Source organism: Massilia endophytica, assembly GCF_021165955.1.
In the GTDB taxonomy this organism is placed as follows: domain Bacteria; phylum Pseudomonadota; class Gammaproteobacteria; order Burkholderiales; family Burkholderiaceae_D; genus Rugamonas; species Rugamonas endophytica.
The window spans coordinates 1722503-1746903 of the sequence record NZ_CP088952.1 but is presented as its reverse complement, the minus strand read 5'-3'; the positions used below and the strand labels follow the sequence as shown (position 1 = coordinate 1746903).

At 63.9% G+C, this 24401-nt stretch carries 23 protein-coding genes; 15 read left to right on the top strand and 8 right to left on the bottom strand.

The window, feature by feature from the left end:
- Positions 1-13: 13 nt before the first annotated feature.
- From LSQ66_RS07895 to pilM, 4 genes are read right to left on the bottom strand one after another with little or no spacing between them, the layout of a single operon-like run.
- On the bottom strand, positions 14-376 hold the full coding sequence (locus LSQ66_RS07895; RefSeq protein ID WP_231769241.1) for an MSHA biogenesis protein MshK: 363 nt from the start codon (positions 374-376) through the stop codon (positions 14-16).
- Positions 373-1197 (bottom strand): type II secretion system protein GspM, encoded by an 825-nt coding sequence (gspM, locus tag LSQ66_RS07890; RefSeq protein WP_231769240.1) that lies wholly within the window; start codon positions 1195-1197, stop codon positions 373-375. Before gspM ends, LSQ66_RS07895 begins: the two co-directional genes overlap by 4 nt.
- A complete protein-coding gene (locus LSQ66_RS07885; RefSeq protein ID WP_231769239.1) occupies positions 1194-1859 on the bottom strand; it encodes a hypothetical protein in 666 nt (221 codons plus the stop codon). Before LSQ66_RS07885 ends, gspM begins: the two co-directional genes overlap by 4 nt.
- A complete protein-coding gene (gene pilM / locus LSQ66_RS07880) occupies positions 1856-2686 on the bottom strand; it encodes a type IV pilus biogenesis protein PilM (RefSeq protein ID WP_307730247.1) in 831 nt (276 codons plus the stop codon). The genes LSQ66_RS07885 and pilM overlap by 4 nt, the downstream gene beginning before the upstream one ends.
- Before the next feature lie 305 nt (positions 2687-2991).
- Between pilM and LSQ66_RS07875 the strand changes: the two genes are divergently transcribed.
- From LSQ66_RS07875 to LSQ66_RS07860, 4 genes are read left to right on the top strand one after another with little or no spacing between them, the layout of a single operon-like run.
- Positions 2992-5529 carry a polymer-forming cytoskeletal protein gene (locus tag LSQ66_RS07875; RefSeq protein ID WP_231769237.1) on the top strand — a complete coding sequence of 846 codons (2538 nt, stop codon included), beginning with the start codon at positions 2992-2994 and terminating at the stop codon, positions 5527-5529.
- Positions 5526-5990 carry a type II secretion system protein gene (locus tag LSQ66_RS07870; RefSeq protein ID WP_269449156.1) on the top strand — a complete coding sequence of 155 codons (465 nt, stop codon included), beginning with the start codon at positions 5526-5528 and terminating at the stop codon, positions 5988-5990. The genes LSQ66_RS07875 and LSQ66_RS07870 overlap by 4 nt, the downstream gene beginning before the upstream one ends.
- Positions 5980-6450 carry a type IV pilus modification PilV family protein gene (locus LSQ66_RS07865; RefSeq protein ID WP_231769235.1) on the top strand — a complete coding sequence of 157 codons (471 nt, stop codon included), beginning with the start codon at positions 5980-5982 and terminating at the stop codon, positions 6448-6450. The genes LSQ66_RS07870 and LSQ66_RS07865 overlap by 11 nt, the downstream gene beginning before the upstream one ends.
- Complete coding sequence (locus tag LSQ66_RS07860; protein WP_231769234.1) at positions 6447-7307, top strand: prepilin-type N-terminal cleavage/methylation domain-containing protein; 861 nt, start codon at positions 6447-6449, stop codon at positions 7305-7307. The genes LSQ66_RS07865 and LSQ66_RS07860 overlap by 4 nt, the downstream gene beginning before the upstream one ends.
- 522 nt (positions 7308-7829) lie before the next feature.
- On the opposite strand, the gene LSQ66_RS24690 is transcribed toward LSQ66_RS07860, so the two are convergent.
- Genes LSQ66_RS24690 through LSQ66_RS07840 form a run of 4 tightly spaced genes read right to left on the bottom strand, consistent with a single transcriptional unit; the run spans position 7830 to position 11823 of the window.
- Positions 7830-8348, bottom strand: coding sequence for a prepilin-type N-terminal cleavage/methylation domain-containing protein (locus tag LSQ66_RS24690; protein WP_269449155.1), 519 nt, complete (start codon positions 8346-8348; stop codon positions 7830-7832).
- 30 nt (positions 8349-8378) lie between these two features.
- Positions 8379-8888, bottom strand: a complete 510-nt coding sequence (locus LSQ66_RS07850) for a prepilin-type N-terminal cleavage/methylation domain-containing protein (RefSeq protein ID WP_231769233.1) — start codon at positions 8886-8888, stop codon at positions 8379-8381.
- Complete coding sequence (locus LSQ66_RS07845; RefSeq protein WP_231769232.1) at positions 8885-10117, bottom strand: type II secretion system F family protein; 1233 nt, start codon at positions 10115-10117, stop codon at positions 8885-8887. Before LSQ66_RS07845 ends, LSQ66_RS07850 begins: the two co-directional genes overlap by 4 nt.
- Positions 10117-11823: a GspE/PulE family protein gene (locus LSQ66_RS07840; RefSeq protein WP_231769231.1), complete on the bottom strand. Its 1707-nt coding sequence runs from the start codon at positions 11821-11823 to the stop codon at positions 10117-10119. Before LSQ66_RS07840 ends, LSQ66_RS07845 begins: the two co-directional genes overlap by 1 nt.
- Positions 11824-11969: 146 nt before the next feature.
- On the opposite strand from LSQ66_RS07840, the gene LSQ66_RS07835 reads away from it, so the two are divergent.
- The 11 genes from LSQ66_RS07835 (at position 11970) to LSQ66_RS07785 (ending at position 24381) form a co-directional block, all read left to right on the top strand.
- Entirely contained in the window at positions 11970-12842 is an 873-nt protein-coding gene (locus tag LSQ66_RS07835; protein ID WP_231769230.1) for an ExeA family protein, read from the top strand.
- 110 nt (positions 12843-12952) lie between these two features.
- Positions 12953-14848, top strand: coding sequence for a pilus (MSHA type) biogenesis protein MshL (gene mshL / locus LSQ66_RS07830; protein ID WP_231769229.1), 1896 nt, complete (start codon positions 12953-12955; stop codon positions 14846-14848).
- Positions 14845-16758: a tetratricopeptide repeat protein gene (locus LSQ66_RS07825; RefSeq protein ID WP_231769228.1), complete on the top strand. Its 1914-nt coding sequence runs from the start codon at positions 14845-14847 to the stop codon at positions 16756-16758. The genes mshL and LSQ66_RS07825 overlap by 4 nt, the downstream gene beginning before the upstream one ends.
- Positions 16759-16765: 7 nt before the next feature.
- On the top strand, positions 16766-18469 hold the full coding sequence (locus tag LSQ66_RS07820) for a GspE/PulE family protein (RefSeq protein ID WP_231769227.1): 1704 nt from the start codon (positions 16766-16768) through the stop codon (positions 18467-18469).
- 1 nt (position 18470) lies between these two features.
- Positions 18471-19676 (top strand): type II secretion system F family protein, encoded by a 1206-nt coding sequence (locus LSQ66_RS07815; RefSeq protein WP_231769226.1) that lies wholly within the window; start codon positions 18471-18473, stop codon positions 19674-19676.
- 2 nt (positions 19677-19678) lie between these two features.
- The gene (locus LSQ66_RS07810) at positions 19679-21232 is read left to right on the top strand and encodes a hypothetical protein (RefSeq protein ID WP_231769225.1); all 1554 of its coding nucleotides are present in this window, start codon (positions 19679-19681) and stop codon (positions 21230-21232) included.
- Positions 21229-21888 (top strand): hypothetical protein, encoded by a 660-nt coding sequence (locus tag LSQ66_RS07805; RefSeq protein ID WP_231769224.1) that lies wholly within the window; start codon positions 21229-21231, stop codon positions 21886-21888. Before LSQ66_RS07810 ends, LSQ66_RS07805 begins: the two co-directional genes overlap by 4 nt.
- Positions 21885-22328, top strand: coding sequence for a hypothetical protein (locus tag LSQ66_RS07800; protein WP_231769223.1), 444 nt, complete (start codon positions 21885-21887; stop codon positions 22326-22328). Before LSQ66_RS07805 ends, LSQ66_RS07800 begins: the two co-directional genes overlap by 4 nt.
- Positions 22288-23037 (top strand): hypothetical protein, encoded by a 750-nt coding sequence (locus LSQ66_RS07795; RefSeq protein ID WP_231769222.1) that lies wholly within the window; start codon positions 22288-22290, stop codon positions 23035-23037. Before LSQ66_RS07800 ends, LSQ66_RS07795 begins: the two co-directional genes overlap by 41 nt.
- A gap of 9 nt (positions 23038-23046) precedes the next feature.
- The gene (locus LSQ66_RS07790; protein ID WP_231769221.1) at positions 23047-23751 is read left to right on the top strand and encodes a prepilin-type N-terminal cleavage/methylation domain-containing protein; all 705 of its coding nucleotides are present in this window, start codon (positions 23047-23049) and stop codon (positions 23749-23751) included.
- 78 nt (positions 23752-23829) lie between these two features.
- A complete protein-coding gene (locus LSQ66_RS07785; protein WP_231769220.1) occupies positions 23830-24381 on the top strand; it encodes a prepilin-type N-terminal cleavage/methylation domain-containing protein in 552 nt (183 codons plus the stop codon).
- The last annotated feature ends 20 nt before the right edge of the window (positions 24382-24401 follow it).

Below are 24401 nucleotides of genomic sequence, written 5' to 3'. Positions count from 1 at the left end.
GACTTGTCTCTTGTTATTGACGCTTCGCCGCGGCGCTCTTGCCTTCAATCATGGGCGGGAAAAGGCGCAACACCTCCTCCTTGCTCCCCCGTTTCAATACTGCCGTATTCGGCGTTACCTTGACCAGCACGGCGCCGTTGAAGCGCTCCCCGCGCCGCACGATCTTGCCATCGATAACGGCGATTTCGCGTCCCGAATATCCTCGCCCGACCAGGACCGATTCCAGCCTCGGCCCTTTCGGCTCCGCAGGGAGGGCGGCCGCGTCGGCGCTTCCGGCGGGCGCCACCATCGCTTCGGCGGGAGGCCGCGTCGGGTCCTGCACCTGCGCATGGGCCGCCGAAGCTGCCAGGACCAGCGAGAACAGGAAGGTCTTCATAGCTTCATCCACTTGTCGTCCAGGCTCAGCGTATAGAGCGTCAGCGTCAGTTTGGCATCGGGGTAGTTTTCCGCATCCAGCTGCGCCCTGCCCCAGAACAGCTGCACGGGCAGATGCTCCAGGGCCTCCATGTAGGACACCATATCGGGATAGCTCCCCTGCAGGGTTAGCTCTACACCGTGACGGTACAACATTGCGCGCGCTTTTGGCGCAGGAACCGGTGCAGGCGCTGCGGCGCCCGCCGGGGGGCTGGCCGGGGTGGCCCCAGCCGCACCCGCCTGTTGCACAGCGGCCGCCACCACGGCCTGCGCTATTTCGGCAGGCTGCGCCCCTTGCGGCGAGCCCTGACCTGCGGCTTCCGACTTCGGCGGAGCGGCAGTCAAGGGAGCGGCCTCCTCCACCGTGGTCACGGGCAGGCTGCTCAGGGCCATCAGCTTCAGGCGTCCATGCGACTGCAAGATCCGTTCGAGCAAGGGCGCCATTTTCTCAGGCGCCACCAGCCCCCGCTGCACTGTTCTCAGGTTGGTGCCGAGCGACGTCTGCTCGCTGAGCAGGCGTTCCAGGCGTACGCGGGCGGCCGAATCGGGATCCAGGGAGGCGCTGGCGATCCTTTCCTGAATCTGCACATTCAGCTCGGCAATCTTCTGCTGCTGCGACACAATCTGGGCGCTCGCCTCCTTCTGCTTGGCCATCATCGGCTCCGCAATCGTCATATAGACCAGATAGACGATCATGCAGCCCAGCGCGGCGAAGATCATGATGCGCTCGCGTAAGGCCAGCGCATCGATGCGTGCAGCAAGCTTCAGCCATTGCTCCTTCATTTTTTCTCCACCTCGGCGCGCCGCGACTGCAGCCTGAATTCCACGAAGGGAGCCGGCGGCGCCGCCGCCGGTACTGCCGCCGCGGCTGCGCCTGCCGGAGCGGCGGCGGCCATGACAGGGCGTGAAATCTGGAGATCGGCAAAAGTCTTGCCGTTCATGACCGGCTCCCCGGTCAGCCGCTGGATATAACCTGGAATCATGGCCGCCTGCATGGCCCGGCCGTGCACTGAAATCTCGACGCCCGCGCCGACGATCGACACGCCCAGCAGCCAAAGGCCGTTCACGTTCTGCCGCGCAAACGCCCGGAAGTACTCCGAATAGCCGGCCGTATTCCCCAGCGAGCCTTGCGAGAGCACCGCCTCCACGCGCTTGAGCGCGGCGATGTCGGCCTGCACCTGGGCGATCTGCGCATCCAATTCCGGGCTGCGCTGGCGCGGCTTGAAGGCCTCCATGGTGTTGTTGAATTCCGCCTGCTTGCTCTCCAGCGCCGCCTTGCCGGTCTCGGCGTCCTTCTGCAGCTTGCCCAGCACAAAGTGGCCGTAGCCAAGCAAAGCCAGCTGCAAAGCGCAGACGATGCTGATCGCCGTCAGCATGTGCATCGAGTCGAAGACCTTGCGCTGCTTGAGGAAAATCGGATTGAAGAGATTGATCTGCTGGCTCACAGCTCCACCTCCTCGCGGCGCAGGGCGGCTCCAAGGCAGCGGAAGAAGCGCCGCTGCTGCTCGATGTCCAGCAGCTCGGGGCTTGCGCTCATGTCGAGCACGTCGGCCAGGTTCAGTTTTTCCACCGGCATGTACAGATTCTGGGCGAGATACTCATGCAGGCCCACCGCATTGTTTGGCGCCAGCACCAGCCGGCTCAAATTGATGTAGTGGTACTGGCGGTCGAAATGGTCCAGGGAGCGCTGAAGTTCGAGCGTGATGCGGTCGTGCACGCCTGCGGTGCGTGAAGGATCCGGGTCCATGAGCTGGTCCAGTGTCACATCCATGCGGCGCGTCAGATACAGTTCGCCGCCCGCGCACACTGTCAGCAGGCCGCCATCCGCCTCGAACGACAGCATGGCCACCCCGCGGCCATCGCTCTCGATCAGCTTGGTGATATTCCGCTGCGCCATCTCGGGGATGTCGATAACGGACAAGCCCGCTTCCGCTTCCACGAACAGGTTCTGCCTGTCCTGCACCACGGCATTGCGCGCCGCGATTACGAACATCTGGTGCGCATGCGAAGGCGCATTCTTGTTGACCGGGATATTGAGGACGTCGATGGTCGCATCGTCCACATGGAAGTCCAGCATGTCCTTCAGGCGCCAGCGCACCGCGGTCTTGAGTTCTTCCTGCGGCACATTGGGCGCGTCCACGGCGAGCACCTGGTAGTCGCCCATGGCGAGCAGCGTACCGCAGCGATAGTTCGATGCCCTGAGCTCGCGGCCCAGTTTCTCCAGCGCGGCCGCATCGCCGCCGCCGGCGGGCGTAAAGGCGGCAATCTCCACGACGGGCTTTCCCTCCAGAGGCAGCTGAGCCTTGGCGGCACAGATCCCCTCGCCGCTTATCGCGAACGCAAGAAAGCCTTCAGATTTACGTCGTTTCGAAAAAAAACCCATGCATTCGCTAGTGAGATGGCAATACCTGAACTATACGCTGTAGCTGCTTGATTATATTAGGATTTGCTGAGTTTTTGTATTGCCATAGACAAAAAGACACAGGCAATCGATTAAAGTTGCCTTTAATCATCTGGCAATAGTCGTTAGAATGGCGCCCGCTTGACATGTTACTGTGCAACATGATTTGATGGGTCATGAAACTGCTTGCTCTCTTCCGCACTCTCCGCAGTGCGGCCTTCATAGCACTGTTGGGGACAGTCTCCGCCGCTCTTGCCCAGTCGCCTCCCGCAGGGGCGGACTACTACAACATTCCTGCGGAGCTGGCAGGCGCCCCCTTCTATTGCACCGCCTCGGCCACGCCAAAAACCTATAACTGCCCCAGCATCAGCCTCGGTAAGGAGAGCGTCCTGGTTCTGACGCAGGATGTGACGATCAATATTTCCGGGAGCTTCTCGGCAGGTAAGGAACTGTGGACGACGAATAACGGATACGCACTGAATGTGAATGTATCCGGCAGCGCGGCGATTCAGAAGGCCTTCAACGTCCACATGAACCTGAACGCAGGGGGCAGCATTTCCATGGCCAAGGACGCAACCCTGGTCGGCAATGTATATGCGGCCGGCAGCATCAGTATCGACCAGAATGCGACCATTACCGGGAACATCAGCGCAGGGGGCGATATCGCCATCGGAAATGGCGGAGTCATCGAGGGCGATGTGCACGCCGGGGGCAACCTGAACGTCGGCGGCAGTACCACGATCGAAGGTAACTGTACCTACAGCAGCACCAACTACACCTGCCAGCCGCCGGTCGCCAGCCTGCACCACATACGGCTCAACCATACGGGCAGCGGGCTGACCTGTACCCCGTCAGCCGTGACGGTCAACGCTTGTAATGGCACGGACAGCAATGGCACCTGTACCGCAAGCACGGTTGGGGTCGGAGGCAATGTTATTGCTGTAGCGGGAAATGGATCGACAATTGCCACGGTGCCCTTCACTATCCCCAGTGGGTCGAGCTCGGTTACGGTGTCTGTTCCTGTCAGCACACCGCAGGACGTCACCTTTGGGGTCAACGGACTCACGGTCACCGCGAGCAATGCCATGACGTGCTGGAACGGTGCAGCGGCGAACTGCAGCCACACCTACGCCGACTCCGACCTGCGCTTCAACATCCCCAACCACACCTCTGCCCAAGCCCAATCTGTTACGATCCAGGCGCTGAAAAAGGGCAGCAATACCCAAACCTGCGTGCCAGGATTCACCGGAGCGCGCAACATCAAGTTCGCCTGCTCGTACAACAACCCGGCGGTAACCAACACAACGCTTGCGCCGACGGTTAACGGCGCATCGATGAGCAGCACCAGTGCAAAATGCGATGCCACAGGCCGGACGCTGGCTCTCACCTTCGACGGTACCGGCACGGCCACCGCCACGTTCGCGTATGCGGACGTGGGCCAGGTGACGGTGGCCGCCACCGACGTACAGACGGGGATCACCGGCGACGACAGCTTCGTTGCCGCTCCGGCCAGCTTCACTGTCAACACATCCGCAACAACGGTGGCGGCTGGCAGTCCCTTCGCGTTCCAGTTTACGGCAAGGAACGCGGCCGGAAATGTGACGCCTGCCTTTGGCAAGGAAGCCACCCCGCCGACTGTGAATCTCTCCCCCGTCCGCTGCACGCCCGCCACGGTAGACGGCGGCGTGGACGGCACGTCGACGGGAAATCCCATCAGCTACAGCAACGGCGTGGGCACGACCGGCGTGCTCTGGGCTGAGACCGGCACGGCGAATGTAAAGGTCGACCTGCCGGGCGGCGCGCTCAATCCAGGCTACCTGGGCAGCAATCTGGGTGCAACCGGCACCAGCACCGGTTGCCATCTGCGCTCGCTGCCTCATCATTTCGATGTCCAGATCACCCAAACCCGCCCCTACTGGTATTCCGACCAGCCGGTAACGGATATCATAATCATGGCGAAGGAGGCCGGCGGCGGGCTTACAAAGAATTATCCCAAGGGCGAGACCGGCAATGTGACACTCGCTGCATGGACCACAGCGGTTCCATCCACGGTGGTCCCAGGCACGACGCTCACCGTGGCGCCGGGCGACGTGCCAGTGGCCACGTTTGCCGACGGCGTAGCCACCGTCCAGCCCAAGTTCAAGTTCGTTAACGATCTGACGGCGCCGATGGCAATACGGGTCCGCGCAACGGGTCAGCACGCCGTTAACAGCGGCAACACAGGCAGCGACGTGGGGATCACCGTCCGCCGCGGGCGGCTGCGGCTGAGCAATGCGTTCGGCAGCGCGAGCCTCAATCTTCAGATGAAGGTACAGGCGGAGTATTGGACTGGCCAGAGCTGGCTGCTGAATGCCGATGACAGTACAACGGATGTCCCACTGACGGCCATTGCTCTGACACCCAGCGGCCCCTCCGGCGTGGTTCCGACGGGCAGTCCCATAACGCTTGTCAATGGACAAGGCACCCTCACGCTGCAAAAACCCACGAGCGGCCGCGGCTCGGTCGATGTAGCGATCAATCTCGGCGATACGAGCACCGACCTCTCGTGCCTGTCCAGTCACCCCTCATCTACAGGCGCCTCGCGTATCTGGCTGCGTTCACGCAACGGCAGCTGCGCGGCAACGTACGACCGCGACCCTTCCGCGCGCGCCAGCTTTGGCCTCTCAACCCCGGAAAGTCGTGCGACGATCCATTTCCGTGAGGTGTTCAATTGAGGGGCCAGCACGGCTTCACCATGACTGAGCTGATTACTGTCATGGTCATCATCGGCGTCCTTGCAGTGGTGGCTGTGCCTCGTCTGGTCGGCAATACAGACATGTCCAGCCGATCGTTCCACACTGATGTGCAAAGTGCGCTACGGTACGCCCAGAAAGTCGCAAGTAGCCATCGGCGCCTCGTCTGCGCTACGGTGGGCGCATCGAATATCAGCCTCAATATCGCCAGCGCCAACCCGGCCTTGGCTTGTGATACATCGCTAGCCAGCCCAGACGGAAAGCCCTATGCCAGCCAGGATGTTGCCATTACCGCCAGCGGCGCACTGCTCGGGACCCTTTACTTTCAGCCGACAGGCCGGATCACGACTGACCCGGCCGGCACCATAGCTGCTTCCGGCTCGATCGCGATTACCGGCGCGAATTCGGTAAGAATCGACGGAGCGACTGGCCATGTGGATTAAGCCGCAGAAAGGCACGACGCTCGTCGAGCTGATCATTGCCATCACAATCCTGAGCGTCGGAATCGGCGGGATCCTGGTGGTCTATAACACCACTACCCGCAATAGTGCGAATCCCGTGATCCAGAAGCAGATGGTGGCTGTTGCGGAAGGCATGATGGAAGAAATTCAGCGCATGCCATTCGCGGTCAGTGCAAACACCGCTCCAGTCGGTTGCGCAAGGGACACCTATAACGACGTACGCGACTACAACGGGTACAGCAGCGCCAATGCCTGCGATATCAATGGGAATGTTCGACTCGCGAATTACGCAGTGGCCGTGACCGTGGTCAGTGGCGCTTCTACATCCTTCCCAAGCATACCCGCGGCCGATCTCCTCAGCATAACTGTTACGGTCAGCTCGGGAGGCTCCAGCGTCAGCCTCGCCGGATGGCGGACCAACTACGCACAACTGATTCCATGAATGCACGCAATGATGGCTTTACGCTGATCGAATTGATTGTGGTGATGGTCGTCACCGGCGCTCTCGCGGCTGGGCTCGTCATATTCTTGCGTCCCGCGATCGGAAGTTATGTCGCCGTGGTCAATCGCGCCGAACTGACCGATCTCGCCGACACAGCAATGCGCACGATGCTGCGCGACATACGCCTGGCCGTGCCAAATTCGTTCCGCGCGCCAAACACCAGTTGCTTCGAAACAATTCCCACTTCAACCGGTGGCCGCTATCGTTCCGATGCGGATACTACGAGTACCCAGAGCGCCCCCGTCGATACTTCTGCCGCCACCACGAGCTTTGACGTGATCAGCCCTTTGACGACCGTACCCTCGGCGGGAGACTGGATTGTGGTCGCGAACCAGAACACCAATGACGTTTATGCTGGGGTCAACCGCGCGGCCATCGCCTCTGTCACAGCTCCGCCAGCCGCAACACCCGCGTTAGGGCAGCATCGCATTACGCTGGCAACCGCCATGCAGTTTCCGATCGGTTATGACAGCAGCCGCTTTGTCGTCGTGCCAAACAGCCAGCAAGCTGTATTTTATTCCTGCTCCAATCTGGGCGTGGACGCAAAAGGCAATGGCACCGGAGTCCTATACCGGTTCTCCCAGTATGGGTTCAATGCCGCCACGCCGGTCGCCTGCCCCGCGGCGAACGCTGCAACTCCTGTGGTCGCGACAGGACTGTCTCAATGTACTTTTACGCTTAACCCTAACCCAGGAGCAATCCAGGGGGCAGGATACGTTGAGTTGAAACTCCGGCTCACAGTGAATAACGAATCTGTCGACCTGGTCTTCGGCGCACACACGGACAATCTGCCATGAGTTTTCAAAGAACGCGCACGCAGCAAGGCTTCGGGTATATCGCTGCCATCATATTGCTGGTTGTACTCGCAAGCCTCGCGGCCGGTCTGATCCGCCTCAGCACCACCCAGCAAACGACAAGCTCGCTCGATCTCGAATCTGCCCGCGCCTACCAAGCTGCGGGGGCCGGAATCCAATGGGCTCTGCATCGGGCCCTCACAGCGGGAGCTTGTGGGAACCAAACCTTGGACTTGAGCACGACATCCGGCTATTGGGTGGCGGTCACTTGCGCGCCAATCCCTTTCAACGAGGGAGAAAGCGCCCCGGGCACGCCGCGTACAAAGACGTTGTATTCCTTCAGCGCGCTAGCCTGCAACTCAAACAACTGCCCAGATAACGCGAGAGCGGCGACCAAAGATTATGTCGAACGCCGCCGGGTCGCCACTGCCTGCGTATCTGGTACCGTTCCAGCCGTCTCGGCTTGCTAATCCGCAAAAAAAAAGCGCCGTCAACGACGGCGCTCTCTGTTTTACCACGCTCTTATCAGCAATCGTCCGGGTCGGGCAGCGCGGAATAGGTCGGCTCGCTGCCGGCGGTCATCGTTACAGTAACGAAGCAAGTGTCACCGTGCGCAGCAGCGCTCTTAGGAACGACTGCAAACCCGTTAGCACCGGGCGCCGGGTTGCGGGTAGGGCCAGTGGTAACAGCGGCCGTGCCGGGCGCAACGATCGTGTAATCGCTATCGGAAAGACCAGCAGCCTTAACCCAGTCAGTGTAATCAGCTTGCAGCGGGTAGCCAGCAGTCGCATGCATGTCGACCGACACACCTTCGAGGTCAACCGATGCTGGCTTACCCTTCATCAGCCAGGCGCCATGCGCCATGGAGCCGGAAGATTTGAGCGAGCCTACTGCAGCGTTCAAGGAGGCAACGCGCGCATCCCCACCCAGGTCCAGGAATTTTGGCAGAGCGGTAGCCGCAAGAATACCCAGAATTACGATCACGACGATCAGTTCGATCAGCGTGAAGCCCGCCTGAGCCGATTTTTTGAATTGCTGTTTCATAAGTTCTCCAATATCTATGCTTAAAAACTCTTACTTGCCCACTTGCTCAAAGACAGCTCTACATTCCACAGAGCTACCAGAGATTCCGGCGGGATTCTTCGGTAGACAGCGTGATTTTACCTTGAAATTCAAGGATTTCTGTCCTTCAATTGCAACAGAATTTCCAGAATTTAACAAATAAACGAGCTGCTGGTCACCTTTCCTGAAATACCAATGTCCTTTTGGCAATTTATCTACATCAGCAGCCGCAAATTCGCCGAGATAGTTTGCTGGCGGTTTCTCCAGAAATTCGATCGGATTGGTCTGCTCCAAGTTCATGAAACCCGCGGTGTCGTGTCGATTGGTCAGCTCTGCCGCGCGCATTCTCAAGCCAGTCCGGATGTTTGTAATAGTCGTTTTCATGATGAGATCTTCGGCCTGCTGCCTGTAAAAGCGTAAGGTATCAAACAGGAAGGCCGTTAGAATCCCTATCACAATGAGCACCACCACCAGTTCCAGAAGACTGAATCCTTCCAGTCGCATATGGCGGCGCTCAATCATCGCTTCATCGAAGCTCTTCCGAGGTCCCAGATCGGCAGGAAAATACCCAACGCGAGCACGAGCACCATTGCTCCAAGGAAGGTAATCAGGATAGGTTCAATCTGGGCGGAAAGGGTCTTGAGTTCATAATCGACTTCGCGTTCGTACATTTGCGCGATTTCATCCATGAGATCGTCCAGCGAACCACTTTCCTCACCAACGGCGATCATTTGCAGCACGATGGGCGTGAATACGCTCGCCGCTGTTGCAGTGCGAAGAATGCTTTCGCCACGTTCCACGCCATCGCGCATCTGTTCGACGCGCGCTGACAGATAGGCATTGTCCACAGTTTGAGACACAACCGTCAGGGCCTGAACGATTGGAACACCGCTTCGGCTGGATAGGGCAAAACTGCGTGCGAAACGCGCCATGGTTGCCTTATGGATGATCTTTCCGGCGATAGGGATCTTCAGCTTGACCCGGTCCCAGTTGTATTGGCCCGCCTTGGTCTTTGTCCACGATTGGAAAGCAAAGAAGGCGCCGACTGCCACTGCAAGCAGCAGAGGCCAGTAAGTAACGGTGAATTGGGATGTGCCTAGAAGAATTCGCGTCATCAATGGAAGCTCGACTCCGAGGCCATCGAATACCTTGCGAAATGCCGGGATAACGAAAATGTTAATGACCACCATGGCAGCCGTCATCGCAATGATGACGAACGTCGGGTATCGAAGCGCGGTCTTCACACGCTCCTTCATATCGCGCTCAAACTCAAGGTGGCCGAACAGACGCTCGAATACCTCTTCAAGGCGCCCTGTCATTTCGCCCACCCGGATCATGGACAGGTAAAACTGCGAGAACACATCCGGATGCCGGCGCATCGATGCTGACAACTCACGTCCGGAATCCAGAGATTCCCGCAGGTCCTTAAGGACCTTGCTGAAAGACTTGCTGATAGCTGACTCCTGCAAGCCTGCCAAGCCTTTCATGATCGGCACTCCGGATTTCAGCAACGTAAACATCTGACGGCTGAACAGCTGCACGTCCATCGACGTGACCTTCTTTTCGGTGAGGCGCTCCCACAGCGTATCCTTGCTGCCGTCGGATGCTTTCTTCTGGGTCTGCGTGATATCGACCGGCGTGATGCCGGTGGCGAACAGCTGGTTTGCAGCGGCACTGCTGTCGGCCGCTTCGAGCACACCCTGCATCAACTCGCCGCGCGCATTGCGGCCCTTGTAGGCGTAGAAAGGCATCAGTCTTCCTGCTGGTTACTGATACGCATGGCTTCCGCGATCGTGGTGCGGCCCTGGATCACCAGCTGCACCGCGTGGCGCCGCAGCGTGTTGCCCTGCATCTGGGCGTGCGCCGCGCGCAGGAAGGTGGCGGGGTTGGTGTCGTTAGCCGCGTCCACCACCTCCTTGGTCAGCTCCAGCAGCTCGTAGGCGCCGGTACGGCCGCGATAGCCCATGCCGTTGCAGTGCGAGCAGCCCTTGCCGTGGAAGTAGCGGCCCATGCCGACCTTGTCGTTCAGTTCCAGCTTGAGCCACTCGGCCTCGGTCGGCGTCGGCGTGTATGGCGTGGTGCAGCTTTCGCAGATTACGCGCACGAGACGCTGGGCCAGCACGGCCTGCAGCGAGCTGGCGACCATGTAGCGCGGCACGCCCATGTCCATCAGTCGCAGCGGGGTGCTCGCTGCGTCGTTGGTGTGCAGGGTGGAGAGCACAAGGTGGCCGGTCATTGCGGCGCGCAGGCCGATCTGCGCGGTCTCCTGGTCACGCATCTCGCCAACGAGCACAATGTCCGGGTCTTGACGCAGCGCGGCGCGCAGCACGCGGGCGAAATCCAGTTCGATCTTGTCGTTCACCTGCACCTGGTTGATGCCCGCCAGGCGGTATTCGACCGGGTCTTCCACGGTGATGAGCTTCTTCTCCACCGAGTTCAGTTCGGCCAGCGCGGAATACAGCGTCGTCGTCTTGCCGCTACCCGTCGGCCCGGTCACGAGCACCAGGCCATTGGGCCGGGCGACGATGGCGCGGAACTTTTCGAGAATGCGGGGCGGCATGCCGATGGCGTCGAGCCGCAGGTTCATATTGCCTTGGTTCAGAAGACGCATCACGATGGATTCGCCATACTGCGTGGGCATGGTCGAAATACGGACGTCGATACGCGAATTCTTCACCCGCACGGCGAAGCGGCCGTCCTGCGGCAGGCGTTTTTCGGAGATGTCGAGGTCGGACATCAGCTTCAGGCGCAGAGCCAGGGCGGGCGCGATCTTGATGTCGGACTGCGTCTGCAGGTGCAGCACGCCGTCGATACGGAAGCGGATCTGCAGCCGCCCTTCCTGCGGTTCGATGTGGATGTCGGACGCCCTCACCTGCGCCGCGTCCTCGAACACGGACTGCAGCAGCTTGACCACGGGCGCCTCTTCCAGCCCCGGATTGGCCGCCGCCAGGGCGCCGAAGTCGACGGACACATCGCCCATCTCCTGTTCCAGCTCGCGCGCCAGGTCGGTAATGTCCTCGGTGCGGCGGTAGATGCGGTCGATGGCGCCCAGCACCTCGGTCTCGTTGACCACCGCCAGTTCGATATTCTGGCGCACGATGCGCGAGATCTCGTCATAGGCGAACAGGTCGGTGGGGTCGGACATGCCGATCAGCAGCGCGCCCTTGCGGTCTTCCAGCACCAGGGCGCGGAAGCGGCGCGCCTGGGTTTCCGGCAGCAGGCGCACCAGCTCCGGATTGATGTTGTAGAACTTGAGGTTGATATAAGGAATGTTCAGCTGGCGCGCCAGTGCCCCGGCAATCTGCTCCTCGGTCACATAGCCGTTCTCGATGAAGACCCGGCCCAGCTTGCGACCGCTACGTTTCTGCTCAGCAAGTGCCAGCCCCAGCTGCTCTTCCGACAGCAGTTTTTGCTGGACCAGGATTTCCCCCAGCCGGACTTTCTCTGGCCTTGCCATGCTGTACAGCTCCCATAATCTGTTTGACGTAAGGCATTTTAAGCTGAATGGTGAGGCCGAGGCTAGCATCTCTCTGCCAATGCTCGCGCCACCTTTCCGCGATTCATGCTTGAATGGCAGCGCCCTATTCTGCCGCCGAGACAGACATGTACCATTTCCATTTTGGCCTCGACGAGGCTCCGTTCAGCATCACCCCCAATCCAGCCTTCTTTTATAGCGGCGACGAGCGCGGCGAAATGCTGGCCGCCCTGCTCTACGCGGTGGAACACGGCGAGGGCATCGTGAAGGTGACCGGCGAGGTGGGCAGCGGCAAGACCATGCTGTGCCGCATGCTGGACCGCGAGCTGCCGCCCCATATCGACGCCATTTATCTCGTCAATCCCAGCCTGGGCCCGCAGGAAGTGCTCTATGCCATCGCTGCCGAACTGGGGCTGGACCCGGGCGGACGGCGCAGCGACGAGGTCTTGCGCCTTCTGAACAGCGAGCTCATCGCCCGCCACGCGGCCGGCCGCCAGGTAGTGCTGCTGGTGGAGGAAGCCCAGGCCATGCCGCTCGAAACCCTGGAGGAGATCCGCCTGCTCACGAATCTGGAAACGGCCCAGCACAAACTGCTGCAGATCGTGCTGTTCGGCCAGCCGGAGCTGGATGAACACCTGAGCCTGCCACGCATGCGCCAGCTCAGCGAACGCATCACCCACAGCATCTTCGTGCCGCCCTTGCCGCTGGAGCAGGTGGGCGACTTCCTGGATTTCCGCCTGCGCACGGCAGGCTACCGGGGGGCGCCCCTGTTCAGCCGGGAAGCCATACGCCTCATCGCCAAGGTCTCGCAAGGCATCGTCCGCCGCATCAACATCCTGGCGGACAAGGCGCTGCTGGCCGCCTATGCCGACGATTCCAACCTGGTGAGAGAGAGCCACGTGCGCCGCGCCATTCGCGACAGCAACTTCCGGCGCAGCCGATTCATTTCCGGATGGAAACGATTCTTCTGGTGGGGCTGGTTCGCGCCGAGCGGGCGCTGAGCATGCACGGGCAGCCTTGCAACAGGGCCTGCCATTCGTGCGGGGTGGTTCCAAGCAATTGAAGTATGCTCGTTTTAACAAGCATTTCGCCTTGTATAAGAACAACTCCCATGAAAAGATTCGCGGCTTCCCTGCTCTGCATTTTGCTGGCTGCGTGCGCTTCGCCGCAGTTGCCGGTCTCGCCGGGCCATGTGGCGGAAACGCCCCGCCCGGCAGGCGCCATTCCCGATCCCGTTGAACACAGCAGCGCCTTGCCCCCGCCCCGTCCCGCGGCCAAGCTCGAAACCTACAGCGTCACCGTGCACAAGGTGCCCGTGCAGTCCGTGCTGTTCGCCATGGCGCGCGACGCGGGCATGAACGTGGACATCCATCCTTCCATCGAAGGAGTGGTCACGCTGAATGCGCTGGACCAGACCTTGCAGCAGCTGCTGGACCGGGTCGCGCGCCAGGTGGACATGCGCTACGAGATCAACGGCAATACCCTCACCGTGCTGCCGGACCAGCCCTACTGGCGCAACTACAAAATCGACTACGTGAACATGGCGCGTACCACCAACAGCAGCGTCAACATCGCCACCCAGATCTCGACCACGGGCGGCGGCAGCAGCACCACCAGCACCACGGGCAGCAACACGGGCCAGGGCACCATCGGCAGCGCAGGCACCATGCTGAGTACGGGCGCCAACAACAACTCCACCACCTCCGTGGCCAACCGCTCGGACAACAACTTCTGGTACAGCCTGGAGAAGAATATCCGGGACATGCTGCGGCCCACGAACCTGAACGACACGATGACCGACCCGCTGGCGCAACTGCGCCAGCAAGCGGATGCCTTCGCCCAGCAGCAACAGCAGCCGCAGCAGCTCCAGCAGCCGCAGGCCCTGCCCGCCCAGCCAGGCTATCAGCAGCCGCAGCAGCAGCCCTACGGACAGCAGGGCGAACTCACCACGCCGGGCGCGCAGGCCACGGCGGCGCAGAACCAGGGCCGCGCCGCGCAGCAGCGCAACGCGCCTTCCGTCATCGTCAACCCGGAAGGCGGGCTGGTTGCGGTGCGCGCCACCAGCCGCCAGCACGAGAAGGTGCAGGAGTTCCTGGACATCGTGCAGTCGAGCGCCCGGCGCCAGGTGATGATCGAGGCCACCATCCTGGAGGTGAAGCTGAGCGACCAGTACCAGCAGGGCATCAACTGGTCGCGCATCAACAACAACTCCACGGTCTCGCAAGGCATTGTGGGGGCCACCCTGCCATCCGGCGTGACGGTGGGCTCGTCGCCCGGCATCTTCACCTTCAACTACGTGAATCCCACCACCCGCTTCGGGAATATCTCGGCGGCCGTGCAACTGCTCGAGTCCTTCGGCAAGGTACAGGTGCTGTCCAGCCCCAAGATCAGCGTGCTGAATAACCAGACGGCGATGCTGAAGGTGGTGGACAACAATATCTTCTTCACGCTCAAGGTCACGCCTGCCGTGCTCACGTCGGCGGGCGGCATCGCCACGCCCGCCACTTACGAGTCGAAGGTGGAGACCGTGCCGGTGGGCTTCGTCATGAGCGTGACTCCGCAGATCTCGGAAGACGACGAGGTAACCATCAATGTGCGGCCCACGATCACGCGCATCGTGAGCTTCGTGCAGGACCCGAACCCCGAGCTGGCGAAGCAGAACGTGATCAGCCGGGTGCCTGTGATCCAGGCGCGCGAGGTGGAATCCGTGATGCGCGTCTACAGCGGCCAGACCGCCGTGATGGGCGGCCTGATGCAGGATTCGGTGGACAATGCCAAGGACGGCGTGCCGCTGATTTCCACCATCCCCGTGGTGGGCAATCTCTTCTCCTACCGGAACGAAACCGTCAGCAAGACCGAACTGGTGATCTTCCTGCGCGCGGTGGTGGTGAAGGACGCGAGCATGGCGGGAGACTACAAGGATTACCGCTACCTGATGCCGGACACGAAGCAGCCTCTCAACACCACGCCTTACGGCGTCAAGCCGAACGGCCAGGGGACGCTATGAGCCTGCTGATGGAGGCGCTGAAGAAGGCCGAGCGCGCAAAGCGCAGCGGCCTGCAGGAACCCGAGGCGGAGGCTGCGCCTTCCGAGCCGCGTCCGCCCGCGCGCGAGCCTTACCTGCCCGAGGGAGAGGCCGCGCCGAGAGCCGAACTGAGTCTGGAGCCGCTGGAACCACCCATCGAAGCAGCGCGCGAGGCGGTGCATGATCCCGTGCCGCCGCAGGCCAGGCATGAGGTGCCGCATCATCGCCCGCCGATTGCTCCCATGGAGGACGATAGCGCTCCCCATCCCGCCAGCGGCCAGATGATGGTGGACGAGGCCGGAGCCGCAGTCTACGGCCCGCCAGCCACTGAAATACCAGCCATCGAATCCGCGGAACAGATTCCTCCGCCAAGGCCGGGCGCCCGCTCCACGCCGGCACCCGGTCTCGGAGGCGCTGCCCGCGCAGCAGCCCGTCCGCCGAAACCGGACCCGGATGCGGCACGGCGTGCGGCCGCCAGCGCCACCGGCGCTTTCGCAGCCCAAGGGGCGAAACTCGCCACACGCGGCCCGGCACGCGCGCGCACGGCCGCCGACGCCCCTTCCGAACAATCCGGCTTCGATGTGGCCCGCCTGCGTATTGCAGGCCTGAGCGGCGTGCTGGTGCTGATCGCCGGCATCTTCGGCTACGTGTACTGGAAGGCCACCGTGGCGCCCGGCCCCGGCGCGGGCCTGCCCATGGTGCCGATGCCGCCGCCGAGTGCAACCGGCGCTACCGGCATCGTGGTGACACCGGGCGCAGCGCCCGCCGCGGCGCCCGGCCAGTACGAAGGCGCGCCGGGCATCGCAGCCTCCGGGGCTCCGGCTACGCCGGCCGTCATCCCCGGCACGTCCATCGCGGCCGCTCCTGCTGCGCCTGCGGCCGCAGCGCCCGTCCCGATTCCGGACGCCGCGGCCACCGCCGCTGCCGTCCCGGCTCCTGCCGCACCTTCCGTTGCTCCCGCCCCCGCTGCCGCCGTTCCCGCGCCTGCCGCGCGCACGCCCGCCGCAGCGCGCCGCGCAGCCGCCAGCATTGGCCCCACGCCAGCCCAGCTGGCAGCCATCGCCGATCCCGCAATGCGCCAGGACGCCATGCACGACGCGGCCGAACGTGCGGAGCGCGTGGTCGACGAGATCCAGCAGGCCGAGGTTGCGGGAGCCGTGCCCCCCGCCGGCGCCGCCGCAGCATCCGCTACCCTGCCTGCCGCCGCGGGCGTTGCGCCCGCAACGGTGGCGGCAGCCGCCGCTGCGGCGCCGCCGCCGCTCGCGGGCGAAGGCGGCGAGGTGCGCATCAGCCGCAGCGCCAGTCCGGCGGTCGTCAGCCCGTCCATTGAAAGCGCCTATGCCGCCTTCCAGAGCGGCGACCTGGCCAAGGCGCGCGAGCAATACCAGCTCGCGCTGGGCCACGACCCCACCAGCCGCGACGCCCTGCTTGGCCTGGCCGCCGTATCACTGCGCGAAAACCAGGGGCAGCAGGCGGCCGCCACCTACCTGCGCCTGCTGGAGCTGGACGCCACCGATGCCGATGCCCTCGCGGGCCTGGTCGGCCTGCGCGCGGGCGACATGTCGCGCAGCGAGACCCGCCTGAAGGAACTCCTGCGCCGCAAGCCCGAATCCGGCGCCCTGCATTTCGCCCTCGGCAACCTGTATGCCAAGGAGGCGCGCTGGACGGAGGCGCAGCAAAGCTTCTTCCGCGCCTACACGGCAACGCCGAACAATCCCGATTACGCCTTCAACCTCGCCATCGGCCTGGACCGGCTGAACCAGCCGCGCCTCGCCGCCAGCTATTACCAGCGCGCCCTTCTGCTTGCGCAGACCGTGCCCGCCACCTTCGACCGCAACACGGCTCAGCGCAGGCTGCAGGAACTGGGCGGCGCTTCCGCCACCGCGCCGTGAGCCCTACATGGTCGAACCCTCGAAACTTCCCCTCGGCTCCCTGCTGATCGAAAAAGGCGTCATCAGCGAGGACCAGCTGCGCATTGCCCTCATCGAGCAGCGCCGCACCGGCGAGCCGCTGGGCAAGCTGCTGATCACGCTGGGCTTCGTCACCGAGGCCACGGTGCGCGAAGCGCTCAGCGAAAACCTGCGCATGCAGTCGGCGGACCTGAACAGCCTGGTGGTGGACGCCGTCGCCTTGAAGCTCATTCCCAAGGACGTGGCAAAGCGCTACAGCGTCTTCCCCATCGTCTACGAGCGGGATACGGACAACCTGGTGCTCGCCATGTCCGACACCAGCAATATCGTCGCGCTGGACCAGATCAGCGCCATGCTGGTCAAGGGCATCACCATTACGCCGCTGCTGGTGAACGAATCGGACATTTCGCGCGCCATCGACCAGTACTACGGCTTCGAGCTCTCCATCGACGGCATCCTGCACGAGATCGAAACGGGCGAGGTGAACTACCAGAGCATGAGCGCCACCTCGGACGAATACAGCCAGCCCATGGTGCGCCTGATCGATTCCCTGCTGGCGGATGCGGTGCAGAACGGGGCGTCGGACATCCACTTCGAACCGGAACACAGCTTCCTGCGCATCCGCTACCGCATCGACGGCATCCTGCGCCAGATCCGCAGCCTGCACAAATCCTACTGGCCCGCCATGGCGGTGCGCCTGAAGGTCATCAGCAATATGAATATCGCGGAAACACGGGCGCCGCAGGACGGGCGCATCTCCATCAAGTTCAGCGGCCGCCAGATCGATTTCCGCGCCAGCGCCCAGCCGACCACTCACGGCGAGAACTTCGTGCTGCGCGTGCTGGACCGGCAGAAAGGCATCGTGCCGCTGGATGGCCTGGGCCTGGCCGAACATGAGCTGGACCTGCTCAAGCTCATGATCGCCCGGCCCGATGGCCTGATCCTCGTCACCGGCCCCACGGGCAGCGGCAAGACCACGACCCTGTATTCCATCCTGAACCACATCAACACCGAGAGCGTCAACATCATGACGCTGGAAGACCCGGTGGAGTACCCGATGAATATGATCCGCCAGACCTCGGTGAACGAGTCGGCCAAGCTGGGTTTTGCCGACGGCATCCGCTCCATGATGCGGCAGGATCCGGACGTGATCCTGGTCGGCGAGATCCGCGACAAGGAAACGGCGGACATGGCGCTGGCCGCCGCCATGACGGGCCACCAGGTCTACTCCACCCTGCACACCAATTCGGCCGTGGGCTCGATCTCCCGGCTGCTCGATATCGGCGTGGTGGCCGACGTCATGGCCGGGAACATCATCGGCATCATTGCCCAGCGCCTCGTGCGCCGCCTGTGCACCTACTGCCGCGAACCTTTCATCGCGGACGCGCTGGAGCGCCGCCTGCTTGGTCTGGCGCCGGAAGGCGACAGCCGCACCGTCTACCGTGCGGTGGGCTGCGAGCGCTGTGCCCACCAGGGCTACCGGGGCCGCATCGCCATCATGGAGCTGCTGAAGATGAATGCGGAGCTGGACGAGCTGGTTGCGCGCCGCGCCTCCGTGCGCGAACTGCGCGCCGCCGCCCGTGCCGCAGGCTACCGCACCCTGGTGGACGACGGCATGCGCCGCGTCCTGGAAGGCGTGACCACACTGGAGGAAGTCTCGCGCGTGGTCGATCTCACGGACAGGCTGGCCTGATATGCCTCAGTTCATCTACCGCGCCATGGACGCCGCCGGCCAGATCGTGCCGGGGAATATGGACGCGCTCAACGTGCCCGACCTGGAGCTGCGCCTGTCGCGCATGGAGCTGGACCTGATCGACTACCGCCAGACCCGCCAGCGCGTGGCCGTGCCGGGCCGCCGCCCCATCACCCGCAAGGACCTGATCAACTTCTGCTTCCACATGGAACAGATGGCCAGCGCGGGCGTGCCCATACTCGACGGCCTTTGCGACCTGCGCGACAGCCTGGACCATCTGCGCTTCAAGGAAATCATCACGGACCTCATCGAGAACATCGAGGGAGGCCTGCAGCTGTCGGACGCCATGGCAGCCTATCCCGAAGTCTTCGATCTCACCTTCACCAGCCTGATACGCGCGGGCGAGGAAAGCGGCAAGGTCAATGAGGTGTTCCGCGACCTGGCCGAGAGCCTGAAATGGCAGGACGAACTGGCGGCCCAGGCGAAAAAGATCATCACCTATCCGGCAGTCGTGGGGCTGGTGGTGATCGGGGTGACCTTCTTCCTCATGATCTACCTGGTGCCGCAGCTCACGGCCTTCATCGGCAATATGGGCCGCGAGCTGCCCTTCCATACCCGCCTGCTGATCGGCGTGTCCAATGTCTTCATCCAGTACTGGTATCTGCTGCTGGCGGCGCCGGTTCTGCTGTGGTGGGGCCTGCGCTGGTGGCTGCGCCGCAGCGAGCGCGCCGCCTATGCCTTCGACGGCCTGAAACTGCGGCTGCGGCCCATCGGCCCCGTCCTGCACGGCATCATCCTCGCCCGCTTCGCCACCTTCTTCGCGCTGATGTACGCCTCGGGCATCACCATCCTGGACTGCATACGCCTTTCCGAAGGCATTGTCGGCAACCGGGTGGTGGCCGCCGCGCTGCGCCGCGCCGCGCAGCTCATCTCTGACGGCCAGAGCGTGACGGCGGCCTTCCAGCACACCGGCATCTTCCCTCCCCTCGTCATCCGCATGCTGAAGGTGGGCGAGGCGACGGGCGCGCTGGATAACGCCCTGCGCAATGTGGCCTACTTCTACAACAGGGAAGTGCGAGAGAAGATCGAGCGCGTGCAGACCATGATCGAACCGGCCATGACGGTCATCCTCGGCCTCCTTCTGGGCTGGATCATGCTCTCCGTGCTGGGCCCCATCTACGACACCATCAGCGCCATCAGGATCTGACCATGCTGCCCAAACAGATCCTCTACGTCAGCACCGAGCAGATCCAGGCCTGCCAATGGCAGGGCAACGAGATCACCGCGCTCGCCACCTTCCCGGCCACGCGCGAAGGCGTGGAAGCCTTCATGGAGCATATGCGCGAACGCCTCAACCGCCCTATCTACATGATCGCGGACGTGGTGGAAGAAGACTTTGCCCGCCTGCTGCTGCCCCATGTGCGCGGAAGGCCGGGCCGCAAGATGATGGAGCGGCGCATTACCAACCACTACCGCGACACGCCCTTCCGCGTGGCGGTCATCCAGGGCCGTGTCACGGAGGGGCGGGAAGACGATATCGTCCTCTTCAGCGGCCTGACCAACCCGTCCCTGCTCACGCCCTGGATCGACGCGCTGGAAGCCGTGCGGGCGCCGCTGGCGGGCGTGTATTCCGCCACGCTCCTCAGCACCGTGCTGCCGGACCGGCTGGCCCTGCACCAGGAGCATCTGCTGCTGGTCACGGTGCAGTCGGCGGGCATCCGGCAAAGCTATTTCCACGAAGGGCAGCTCAAGTTCTCCCGCCTCGTGCAGGGCGCGGGCTGGGGCAGCGTGGACGCGGAAACGGCGCGCACGCAGCAGTTCCTGGCCAGCATTCGCCTCGTGGAGCGGGAAGACCTGCTGCACGTGGCCGTCGTCACGCCCCCGCCGGCGCTGGACATCCTGCTGAACCAGTGCGGCGACCGCGAGGACCTGCGCTACCACTTCGTGCCCATGGAAGCTGCCGCCGCCGCCGTCCACCTGGACCACATTCCGGAACTGGCGGACAGCCTGGTGATCCAGATCCTGGGCCGCAATCCGCCGTCCAGCCACTACCGGCTGCGGGAGAAGTTCCGCTACTACGGCCTGTGGCGCGCCCGCATTTCGCTCTTCGCTTCGAGCGCGGTGATCGGCGCGGCGGGCATCATCTGGACCATAGCCAATATCGCGGGCTATGCGGTGGCTGCGCGCAGCACGGAAAAGCTGGAGGCGGAAGCGGCGCATTACACGGCGAGCTACAAGCGCAGCATGTCCAGCATGCCTCCCGCCATCGAGAAGACGGCCAATATGAAGGCCGCCGTGCTGATCGAGCGGCTGGTGGCGCAGCACGGCCCATGGCCCCTGCACATGACGGGCGTGCTGAGCGAAGCACTGGAGCGCTCGCCCCAGATCCGCCTGCGCCAGCTCGAATGGCGCGCCCTGGTGCCCGGCGCGCAGCAGGTGGCCCTCGGCCCGGGCCCCGCCGCAGGCGCCCCGGTGCAGGCAGGTCCCACGTCCACCCTCGCCCTGGGCATTCCGCGCGCCCCCGCCCAGTCGCTCAGGATCGAGGCCGAAGTGCTGGCGGCACAGGACGACTACCGCGCGGTGCTGGACAACATGAACGCCTTCGCCCAGACGCTGGCGCGCGTGCCGCGCATGACGGTGGAGATCGAGCAGCTGCCGGTGGACGTGCGCTCCAACGTCCGCCTGAGCGGCCGGGCAGGCGCCAGCACGGCGGGCGGCGAGAACCGGGCCCGCTTCACCCTGAATATGGTGTACAACCCATGAGCCCAGGACCGAAAAAGAAGGCGCCGCGCCGCCGCCTGCCCCTACCCTACTGGATACGCGAGTTCCCGCTGATCCGGACGGCCGCCGTCACCTTTGCCGGAACGGCGGGCATCGCCATTGCCTGCGTCTTCGCCACGCACTGGCACCTTCAGGCGGCGCGCGACCGCGAGTCCTACCAGCAGCACCTGCGCAACCTGGCGCAGCAGAACTTCGTGCAGGCGGAGTCCGAAAAGCAGGAGATCCGCCTTTACCAGCCGCAGTTCCTCACCTTGCAGCGCCTGGGCTTCGTCGGCAGCGAGAACCGCCTGGCCTGGGTCGAGGCGATCCGCCAGATCCAGGAGCAGCGCCGCCTGCTGCCGCTCACCTACGAGATCGAGCCGCAGCAGCCCTACCGCGTGGAAGGCAGGCTGGCCACGGGCGACTACCAGCTGCGCGGCAGCCGCATGGCCCTGCATATGGACCTGCTGCACGAACTGGACCTGCTCTACTTCCTCACCGACCTGCGCCAGCGCGGCGTCTTCGCAGTGCAGGGCTGCGAGCTGCGGCGCACCGCCAGCGCGGGCAACGCGCCGCTGGCGCCCTCGCTCACGGCAGACTGCGTGCTGAACTGGCTCACCCTCACCCGCCAGCCTCCAGCTCGGGGAGCGCGGCCATGAGATGGATGCTGCTTGCCGCCGCCTGCGCGATCGCGCCCGCCTCGGCCCAGACCACGATCATCACCATGGGCCGCCTGTTCACGACCCCGGTGGAGCGCAACCAGCTCGACCAGCAGCGCAGCAGCGCGGACCCTGCGGCCCTCCTGGGCGGCAATTCGTCGATGCAGGCCGCTGTGGCAGCGCCCGCGCCGCCTCCACCGCCGCCGCCCATGGCGCAGGCCGCGCCCCCGCCGCCCCCGCCCGAGCCCTTGCAGCTGAACGGCGTGCTCCGGCGCAGCAACGGCAAGACCATCGTCTGGGTCAACAACGAGCCGCAGGAGGCCGCGCCCTCCGCGCGCGGCCAGAGCGTGCCGCTCGACCTCTCGGGCCGCAAGGTCATCATGAAACCGGGCCAAAGCTATGATCCCGCCACGGGCGCCATCGGCGAAGCGCAGCGCTAGGCCTGCCCGCCAGCGCGGCGCGGCCCTCCTGCTGCTGCTTGCGGTGGCGGGGCTGGCCCTGTCCTCCGTGCTGATCGGGGTGTTCAGCCGCAGCGGGATCGAAGCCCTGCGCGAGCAGCGCACCCTGGCGCGGCTGGCGCAGGCCAGGGAGGCGCTGGTGGGCTATGCGGCCACCAACGGCCGCCTGCCGCGGCCCGCCGTGTCCGCGCTGGATGGGCGCGAACGCGCCGAGCCCTGCACGGACGAAGAGAGCTGCACGGGCTTCCTGCCGTGGACCACGCTGGGCGTGGACGGCGCGGACAGCTGGGGCAAGGTGCTGCGCTACAGCGTGACGCCGCTGTACACGGTGCTGCCGGTCCAGCGCCTGTCCACCGTCGCCACCAAACGCGTGCTCACCCGCAGCGGCCAGGGGCGCCTGCAATACCTCGTGGGGCAGGATGAATGCACGCTGGCGGCCCAGTGCGCGCCCGCCGTTGTCTTTTCGCAGGGACGGGACAACGTGGGCACTTCCGTGGCGGGCCTGCGCCTGGCCAACGCGGTGCTGAACAACCGGGATGAACTGTTGAACGACGAAGGCTCCGTCGAATTCTTCCAGCGTAGCCGCAGCGAGGACGGCGCCGCGCCGGGCGGCCCCTTCGACGACATGCTGGTGGCGGTGCCCCTCGAGCTGCTTTATGAAAGGATGGCGGCGGCGCGCACGCTGCCCTGAACCCACAATATGAAGAAATACGCCAATGGCTTTACGCTGGTCGAAATCTCCATCGTGCTGGTCATCGTCGGCCTGCTGGTGGGGGGGCTGATTACGCCGCTCGGCGTTCAGCTGGAGCAGCGGCGGGCCGCCGATACGCGCAAGGCTATGGAGGAGGCGCGCGAGGCGCTTGCCGGTTTCGCCGTGCGCAACGGCTACCTGCCCTGCCCCGCCATCTCCGCCAGCAATGGCCTGGAAGACCGCAGCGGGGAACGCTGCACCAACGAGCGCCGCATCGGCTTCCTGCCCTGGGCCACGCTTGGTGTGCAAAGGCTGGATGCGTGGGGACGCCTGTACCTGTACAGCGTGACGCCTGCCTTCAGCGACAGCGCCGTGGTCTTCCGCCTCAACACGCCGCGCGACATCACCATCGCCACCCGCGACGCGCCCGGCGCCCTGGTGCAGGCCAGCGCGGACAACGACATCCCCGCCGTGATCCTTTCGCACGGGCGCAACGGCTACGGCGCCTACGGCGACACAGGCTTGCGCGTGGCGGACGCTGGCCAGGGCAATATCGACGAAAAGGCCAATCTCGCTCCCCTGGGAACGGCCTTTATCAGCCGCGACCCGAGCGACAGCGGGCGCACGCCCGGCGGCGCCTACGACGACATCGTGGTCTGGCTCTCGCCGAATATCCTTTACAACCGCATGGTGGCGGCGGGGCGGCTGCCCTGAGGCTGCGCACGGTTAAACTTGGCCCTGCGCAATTCCGGCCGGGCTTGTAAGATACGTACTAACAAACAAGGAGCGTCCATGTCCCGTCAGGCCGGCTTCACCCTGGTAGAAATCGCCATCGTTCTGGTCATCATCGGCCTGCTCCTGGGGGGCGTGCTGAAGGGGCAAAGCCTCATCGACAACGCCAAGATCAAGAACATCATCCAGCAGGCCACCTCCCTGCAGGCCGCCGTGAATGCCTACCAGGACCGCTATCGCGCCCTGCCCGGCGACGACCCCCTTGCCACCACCCATGTGCCCGGCGCCACCGGCAACGGCAACGGCGATGGGCAGATTGCTGAGTATCAACTTGCCCCCCAACATCTTGCCCTCGCGGGCCTGATCACCGGCTCCTTCAACGGCACCACCGACTTCATGACCAGCGCGCATGGCGGCGCCGTTTACATCTTCAACGATGTGGTGGGCGGGCGGGGCGGCAACGGCATCCGTTTCGACAACCTGCCGGACACCTACGCCCAGCAGCTGGACGAAAAGCTCGATGACGGCAAGCCCGACAGCGGCGCGGTGCGGGCCAGCGGGCCGTACACGAACAACGGCACCATCATCACCCGCACCGCCATCTTCTTCTGAGCTTTCGCGCCAGGCGCGGC